Annotated in this window: 9 protein-coding genes and 1 pseudogene; 9 read left to right on the forward strand and 1 reads right to left on the reverse strand. The window is 50.2% G+C overall.

All coding sequences use genetic code 11. The features are described from left to right. From TZ03_RS26780 to TZ03_RS26795, 5 genes and pseudogenes are all read left to right on the forward strand, one after another. The coding region (locus TZ03_RS26780) for an RHS repeat domain-containing protein (RefSeq protein WP_177328512.1) at positions 1–750 on the forward strand (750 nt) is incomplete at its 5' end. Beyond that, the gene (locus TZ03_RS30940; protein ID WP_152645550.1) at positions 747–1,037 is read left to right on the forward strand and encodes a hypothetical protein; all 291 of its coding nucleotides are present in this window, start codon (positions 747–749) and stop codon (positions 1,035–1,037) included. The genes TZ03_RS26780 and TZ03_RS30940, both read left to right, overlap by 4 nt. 13 nt (positions 1,038–1,050) lie before the next feature. Further along, a complete protein-coding gene (locus tag TZ03_RS26785) occupies positions 1,051–1,578 on the forward strand; it encodes a hypothetical protein (protein WP_051101330.1) in 528 nt (175 codons plus the stop codon). A 331-nt stretch (positions 1,579–1,909) separates the two neighbouring features. Next, a pseudogene (locus tag TZ03_RS29420) lies at positions 1,910–2,635 on the forward strand (RHS repeat-associated core domain-containing protein); the annotation flags it as partial. Between the two features lie 6 nt (positions 2,636–2,641). Beyond that, a complete protein-coding gene (locus tag TZ03_RS26795; RefSeq protein ID WP_051101332.1) occupies positions 2,642–3,238 on the forward strand; it encodes a hypothetical protein in 597 nt (198 codons plus the stop codon). Between the two features lie 14 nt (positions 3,239–3,252). Here TZ03_RS26795 and TZ03_RS32100 read toward each other — a convergent pair whose 3' ends face one another. Next, positions 3,253–3,735 carry a hypothetical protein gene (locus TZ03_RS32100; RefSeq protein ID WP_414860325.1) on the reverse strand — a complete coding sequence of 161 codons (483 nt, stop codon included), beginning with the start codon at positions 3,733–3,735 and terminating at the stop codon, positions 3,253–3,255. Here TZ03_RS32100 and TZ03_RS26800 point away from each other — a divergent pair. The 4 genes from TZ03_RS26800 (at position 3,718) to TZ03_RS30945 (ending at position 7,093) form a co-directional block, all read left to right on the forward strand. Beyond that, positions 3,718–5,880, forward strand: a complete 2,163-nt coding sequence (locus TZ03_RS26800; protein WP_414860326.1) for an RHS repeat-associated core domain-containing protein — start codon at positions 3,718–3,720, stop codon at positions 5,878–5,880. The genes TZ03_RS32100 and TZ03_RS26800 overlap by 18 nt on opposite strands. A gap of 7 nt (positions 5,881–5,887) precedes the next feature. Then, positions 5,888–6,322 (forward strand): tetratricopeptide repeat protein, encoded by a 435-nt coding sequence (locus TZ03_RS26805; RefSeq protein ID WP_051101333.1) that lies wholly within the window; start codon positions 5,888–5,890, stop codon positions 6,320–6,322. Further along, the gene (locus TZ03_RS26810) at positions 6,319–6,750 is read left to right on the forward strand and encodes a tetratricopeptide repeat protein (protein ID WP_051101334.1); all 432 of its coding nucleotides are present in this window, start codon (positions 6,319–6,321) and stop codon (positions 6,748–6,750) included. The genes TZ03_RS26805 and TZ03_RS26810 overlap by 4 nt, the downstream gene beginning before the upstream one ends. A gap of 172 nt (positions 6,751–6,922) precedes the next feature. After that, positions 6,923–7,093, forward strand: a complete 171-nt coding sequence (locus tag TZ03_RS30945; protein WP_177328511.1) for a hypothetical protein — start codon at positions 6,923–6,925, stop codon at positions 7,091–7,093. The last annotated feature ends 48 nt before the right edge of the window (positions 7,094–7,141 follow it).

Below are 7,141 nucleotides of genomic sequence, written 5' to 3' on the forward strand. Positions count from 1 at the left end.
CGTTACGATCCTTGGGGCAACCTGATCGAGAAGCGCTCGGGGCACAGCAAGCTGCAGAGCTTTGCGTATGACTGCGAGAATCGGCTGGTGCGGGCGGAGACGTTGGTCAATGGCAAGCTGGAGAGCCGAGGGGAGTATCGCTACGACAGCCTGGGGCGACGGGTAGCCAAGCAGGCTGAGATCAACGGTGAAGTCGAGCACAAGCGCTTCCTTTGGCAAGGGCTGAGGATGCTACGCGAGGAAACGCCTGGGCAGAGCATCCTGTACCTGTATGAGCCGGGTAGCTATGCGCCGTTGGCGCGAGTTGACCAGGCGGAAGGGGAAGGGCAGAAGCTCTACTATTTCCATACAGACCAGATTGGTACGCCGCTGGAGCTGACGAATAGCGACGGCAAGGTCGTTTGGCAGGCTATTTATCGCTCCTGGGGGGCGGTGGAAAGGCTTGCGATTAATGATGTCGAGCAGCACCTGCGGTTCCCCGGGCAGTATTTTGATGGCGAAACAGGCCTTCACTACAACACATTTCGCTTTTACGACCCCGAGCCGGGGAGATTTAACAGTCAAGATCCTATTGGTGTTTTGGGTGGATTCAACTTATATCAATATGCACCAAATCCTTGCATCTGGATGGATCCTTGGGGGTGGTGTGGTGAATTAAGTGGGAAGGCTAGGCAAGTTCACGACTTAGCTGGTGGGGGGATGCGAGAGCTATACGGAATTCCACCGTTTCAATCGTGGAGGCAAACGTGAACGGGAAGCCACAATTATTTGCGGCTGGTAGCGGAGGCCGTCTATCACCCGCGCAGCGCGAGTTGCTTCAAGAGCTTGGAGTGCCTAAAGAAAATATTTTCAACGGCAGAGCCTTTGTGAAAGATTTCGAAAAATTGGAAAATCATGCTGAGCGTATAATTTTAAGAAATCTGCCAGAAGACGCTGTGGTGTCGCGATGGGGAGTGTCATGGGGAGGACTGCAAAGAAACGCTTCATGCCCAAGCTGTCAGCCTCATGTAGATATCGCTGGCGGAATTTTTGATTGATAAGGAGATAGAAATGACATTTCCGTCGGAGAGAAAGCAAATCTTGCTAGGCGCACTGAGGGTTTTAACACCAACTGAGCGTGCAAAATTTAGTGCTTGGTGTCTGTACTATTTTGAGACCGACCCCGGCATAATTATTTTCTTTGAAAAAGTATTAGGCGGTCAGGCAAAAAATCGGGTGGCCAGTCTGGCTAGGAGGTTATGGTCGTATGATGGTAGTGCCGATATATCGCAGAGTGATCTTAGTTTTTTAGAGGTGTTGGATTGGGATGTTGATGCTGTTTCTGAGTCAGATATTGATGTGTCTCAAGGGCTGACGGACTATCTTGCGGCGGCAGCTTTTGCCGTCAAGGGAGTGCTAACGGGCAGAGAAGAAGATATCTATGCTTGCTCTGAGAACGTCATAAATAGATTGGATTATCTCATGAGTTTTAATGAATGCGAAACAAATGAGGATCTAGTTGAGGCTGAGTTTGAGAGTCAAGTTGATTTTCTGAGGAGTGTGAGCTCAGGTCAATTGAAAATTGACTGGTCTCGGTAGTCATTTTTAAATGATTTGTAGGCTTGATTTTTAGGTTGGGATGGATTAGGGCAGGCTCGGTTTATTGGCTCGCAATATTTATAAAGTGCCGCAGTGCTGGCGGTTTTTAATCCACCTTGCTGTGCTGTTCTTTAATAATTGATATGTATTGGGGTCTCTATGACCCCTTCTTTTTATGTTGTGAACCGATTTAGAGGGGGGGTACCGCTCGTCATTGGTAATTGAGCTACGGCGACCGGTTACTGAGCATCCAGCGCCACCCAACAGGCGCGGGCAAGCAGCTGGGCATCACCGATGAAAAGCTGGGTTACCGCTACGACCTGCTGGGGCGACTGAGGGCGAAGAGCAGAAGCTTTACTACTTCCATACAGACCAGATTGGTACGCCGTTGGAGCTGACGGATAGCGACGGCAAGGTCGTTTGGCAGGCGACGTATCGTTCGTGGGGGACGATTGAGAATCTGGCCGTCAATCAGGTCGAGCAGAATCTGCGTTTCCCAGGTCAGTATTTCGATTCTGAAGCTGGGCTGCATTACAATACGTTCCGTTTCTACGATGCTGAGCTCGGACGGTTTCTGTCGCAGGATCCTATAGGGCTTGCAGGTGGAATAAACATCTATTCATATGTTACAAATCCTGTACAGGAAATCGACCCGCTGGGGTGGTGTTCTACCAAGCTAGGTAGAAATATGGGGCATAGAACTGGCGATGGTATGGCTAATCACCATCTCATACCTGAGCAATTGATGAATAAGTCCATATTTGGATCTATGTTTAAGCGTTTGAAAGGGTTGGGTTTTGATGGTGACGGGGCATCAAACGGAATTTTTCTGCCAGACAAGAAAAATGTTCAGTATATAGACCTGCCTGGGCATTGGACAAATCATGATGTGTATACGGCAGCAGTCGGCAAAAAGCTCCTAGAGCTAAACAAAGTGGCTCCTCAATTGAGCGATACGCAACTGATTTTGGGTGTAAAAAATATTCAGGATTGGGCGGGATCAGGACTGCAGAATGGTCTCTTTAAAGTCGATCCTGTTTCGGGTGGATTGATGTGAGGTATTATGAAAGAGTTTTATGTAATTAATGCTGATGAGAATCATGGGGTGCCGCTTTTTTTTGATATTGAGTGGGCTCCCCAGCTACCAGAGTTCAACCAGGTTTTAGAGAATCCCAGTAGAGATATGTTTGGTAATATATACCAAGCTAAAATCGATCTGGATACATTTTATGGGGATGCTTTTTTTGAGCAGTATATCGTGTCTTCGGATTTCGTGCATCTCTGTGAATTGTATGATTGCAAATATTTTAGTGTGCCTTTGATGTTGGAGTTGCGAAAAGGTGTCAAGGTAAATAAGAATTACAATCTATTTTTTGTCCAGGGCAGATGTTCAATGCTTGATGTGGATAAATCTAAATTTGTTCTCATGAACGAGGGGCTGTTAAGGCCTGAAGGAGAACGCCAAGGTATGCCTGTGGTCTATGATCGAATCGAAGAGTTTGTTGTAAGGTCCGGTGTTTGTGAAGATCTTTTTTATTGTGAAGAGTTAAAGCAAATGGTCTGTTCTTCAGAGTTCATGTGCGGTTACTTTGAAAGGAATCTTATTGGGCTGGAATTCAAAAAAATTGATAGCGATTTTACTTACGCCCCTTGGGGATGATTCTTGGCTGGGTGCTATGTTGCTTTCGTGACTAGTGATTCTTGGCTGGAAAATATGTTGATAGTATAAGGCTCTTTAACATTCTGGTTTGAGACGGCTGCCAACTTTACCTCAGTCGCCTCACTTCCACCGGACCGTAAGAGCGTGCGTATCCACGCCCGCGGGTCACCGAAACCCGCTTCCCCGACGGCAGCGTCTGGCAGGCGCGTTACGACGAAAAAGGCAACCTGGTTACCGAGATTGACCCGCTGGGTAACAAGACCCGGTATCTCAACAGCGATGACGGCCTGCCGCACACGATCATCGATGCCAACTTCAAGTCCAAGTATCTGTGGTGGAATGCCTACGCGCAGGTCGAGCGCTTCGAGGACTGTTCGGGCAAAAGCACCTACTACCGCTACGACGAACGCCAGCACCTGGTTGCCGTTACCGATGCGTTGAACCAGACCACTACGCTGGAACGCAAGCCCGATGGTGAAGTGCTTCGTATCAATCATCCGGACGGCACTGCGGAAACCTTTACCTACAATACCCTTGGCCAGGTGTTGAAGCACACCGATGGAAAAGGCCAGACAACCTACCTGCAACGCACCTCGCGCGGCCTGCCGAGCAGTCGCCAGGATGCCAAGGGCGAGTGGATCCGCTACGAGTATGACAAGGCCCTGCGCCTGACCGCACTGGTCAACGAGAACGGCGCGGCCTACCGCTTTGCCTATGACGCGTCGGACCGCCTGAGCGAAGAGGTGCGGGTGGACAACCTGACCCGGCGCTTCAGTTACGACGCCGGTGGTCATCTGGTGCGCCTGGACGAAATTGGCTATGGCGAAAGCGGCGAACGTCCGGAGCGCCATACACTGTTCGAGCGTGACGCCATTGGCCGCTTGATGGCCAAAGTCAATCGCGATGCACGGCAAGATTTCGAGTATGACGAGGCTGACCGGTTACTGAGCATTCAGCGCCACCCAACAAGCGCGGGCAAGCAGCTGGGGATCACCGATGAAAAGCTGGGTTACCGCTACGACCTGCTGGGGCGACTGACCCAGGAACTGACCCCAAGTGGGGCACTGGACTATGAATACGACCCACTTAGCAACCTGACCACGCTGACCCTGCCGGATGGCCGCAAGGTCAACCATCTGTATTACGGCAGTGGGCACCTGCACCAACTGAACCTGGATGGCCAGGTGATCAGCGACATGGAGCGCGATGATTTGCACCGCGAGGTGTACAGGACCCAAGGCAAGCTCACCAGTTGCTTTGGCTATGACGCGATGGGGCGCAAGGCCTGGCAGTTTGCCTCGACCTTGCCAGCGGACAAGCTCTCGCAAGTGCATAACACCGGCATTAACACCTCGTTGCTGGTCGAGCATGCCTACAACCCGATTCACCGCCGTTACCAGTACGACCCGGCGGGGGAGTTGGTGCGCACGTTGGACAAGCTACGGGGCGAGATCAAGTACGAGTACGAAGCCAACGGCCAGTTGCGCAGTCGTGATACCGGCTCGCTGGTGGGCAGCGAAGAATTCCGTTACGACGCGGCAGCGAACCGGTTGGACTTCAATGCGCGGCAGTTTGCCAAGGTCAAGGACAACCGGATCAAGCAGTGGCGGGATCAGGAGTACCGTTACGATCCTTGGGGCAACCTGATCGAGAAGCGCTCGGGGCACAGCAAGCTGCAGAGCTTTGCGTATGACTGCGAAAACCGGCTGGTACGGGCGGAGACGTTGGTCAATGGCAAGCTGGAGAGTACCGGGCACTACCGTTACGACAGCCTGGGTCGACGGGTTGCCAAGTGTGCTGAAATCAACGGCGAGGTCGAGCAAAAGCGCTTCCTCTGGCAAGGCTTGAGGATGCTGCGTGAGGAGACGCCCGGGAACAGCACTCTTTACGTGTATGAGCCGGGTAGCTATGCGCCGTTGGCGCGAGTTGACCAGGCGGAAGGGGAAGGGCAGAAGCTCTACTATTTCCATACAGACCAGATTGGTACGCCGCTGGAGCTGACGGATAGTGACGGCAAGGTCGTTTGGCAGGCGACGTATCGTTCATGGGGTGCGATAGAGAATCTGGTCGTCAATCAGGTCGAGCAGAATCTGCGCTTCCAGGGCCAGTATTTCGATTCTGAAACAGGACTGCACTATAATACGTTAAGGTTCTATGATGCAGAAGTAGGCAGGTTTATTTCCCATGATCCCATAAGTTTGCTGGGTGGGATTAACTTATATGCATTTGCACCTAACTCGACTGGGTGGATTGATCCGTGGGGACTAAGCTGCCGAACTGAGTATTTAGGAAGGACTCCGGGCAAATCCAGCAAGACTGGTCGAGAAGTTATAGAGGCTATGAAAAAAGAGGGGCGTATTCGAGGTCGCGGTAATGATATGGAGTTTAAGAGTTCGACCGACAAGCAGTGGTACTCGGTGGCGGAAGCTGACATGGCGCACAAGTATGATGCGGTGACTTATTGGAATGATCGCGGAGGTTTCTTCGGTGCCAAGTCCAAAGAAGTTCGGAAATGGATGCTTGACTCTAAGAATTATGAGTTAGAGCACTTTTCATTCAATCGGTCGGCAGGTGCTAGGCTGAACCAGTTTTATAGGTCACCAGATAATTTTATCGGGCCGCATGAATATTTTAGCTATTGAGGTGTGTATGAACGATTTGTCGGAAATTAATTTGCCGTTATCTCAAGAGATTGTCGCGATTGTAGAGGCGGGTAATTTATTGCATGAGTCTGGTGCCTATGAATCTGCGCTGGAGAAGTACGGCGAATCTTGGAATATGCTGCCTGAGCCTAAAGAGCAGTGGGACCTTGCTCATTGGGTTGCCAAGTGTTATTCCAGGCTTTACTTAGAGCTTGAGCGCTATGACGAAGCGAAAGTTTGGGCAGTTAGGGCAGTTCAAACAAAACCTCCCCGCGAGACTTCAAGCTTCATATTCCTTGGTGCATCTCATCTTGGTGCGAATGAAAAAGAATCGGCTTACGAGTTTTTTAAAAAGGCCTTTGAACTTGGTAAGGGGAGAGCCTTTCAAGGGTTTGATAAAAAATATCTGGACTTTTTTACTGGCTATCAAGAAGAAAAATGAAAGATTTGCCAGATCAGCTATATGACGAAATTCTTGCTCTAAGTGAGCAGGGTAACGTATTGATGGATAAAGGAGAGTACTCTAGGGCAGCTGAGGTTTATCGAATTGCGTTGATAAAGTTGCCCGAGCCATATGTGCAGTGGGATGCGTTTGTTTGGCTTAAAGCCAGTGTTGGGGATGCATTTTTTCACTTGAAAAATTATGCTGATGCCGCGGAAGAGTTTTTTGATGCCATGGATGGTGCGGATGGTTCTCACAACTGTTTTGTACTCTTGCGGCTCGGTCAGTGCCTGTACGAACAAGCAGATCCAAAAGCGCTGGATTATCTATGTAAAGCCTACTTTTTAGAGGGTGATGATATTTTTAGGCATGAAGATAAGAAATATATTGGCGCGGTTAAGTCAGTGTTGGATGGTAGGGTTAATTGATGAGCTTTAGGTTTGGTATGGTCTAGGTTTAAAGACTGCACTAAGCTCGAAATTAATTATGCTAATCCTCTTATTGGCTATTTAAGAGCCAGCGCATGTGGCGACTTTGAACTTTTTGAAAAATTAGGACGTAAGTCAACCAGTGGCAGTATGTCTATGCGTATCGGACCGCTTGAGTGAGGTAGCGCAGGTCGACAACCTGATCCTGCGCTTCAGCTACCGCGCTGGCGGTCACCTGATTCGCCTGGACGAAATTGGCTATGGCGAAAGCGGCGAACGTCCGGAGCGCCATACGCTGTTCGAGCGTGACGCCATTGGCCGCTTGATGGAGTGCGATCCATGAACCCCACCTTCCGCCAGATGGGGTTGTGATTTACCGTGGCATCTCCGG

Source organism: Pseudomonas sp. 10-1B (assembly GCF_000935045.1).
In the GTDB taxonomy this organism is placed as follows: Bacteria; Pseudomonadota; Gammaproteobacteria; order Pseudomonadales; family Pseudomonadaceae; genus Aquipseudomonas.

What these genes read in the sequence shown, in the direction of transcription:
- TZ03_RS32100 (WP_414860325.1), bottom strand. Translation starts at nt 3,735, where the DNA reads ATGATTGATACGAAGCACTTCACCATCGGGCTTGCGTTCCAGCGTAGT.
- TZ03_RS26785 (WP_051101330.1), top strand. Translation starts at nt 1,051, where the DNA reads ATGACATTTCCGTCGGAGAGAAAGCAAATCTTGCTAGGCGCACTGAGG.
- TZ03_RS26795 (WP_051101332.1), top strand. Translation starts at nt 2,642, where the DNA reads ATGAAAGAGTTTTATGTAATTAATGCTGATGAGAATCATGGGGTGCCG.
- TZ03_RS26805 (WP_051101333.1), top strand. Translation starts at nt 5,888, where the DNA reads ATGAACGATTTGTCGGAAATTAATTTGCCGTTATCTCAAGAGATTGTC.
- TZ03_RS26810 (WP_051101334.1), top strand. Translation starts at nt 6,319, where the DNA reads ATGAAAGATTTGCCAGATCAGCTATATGACGAAATTCTTGCTCTAAGT.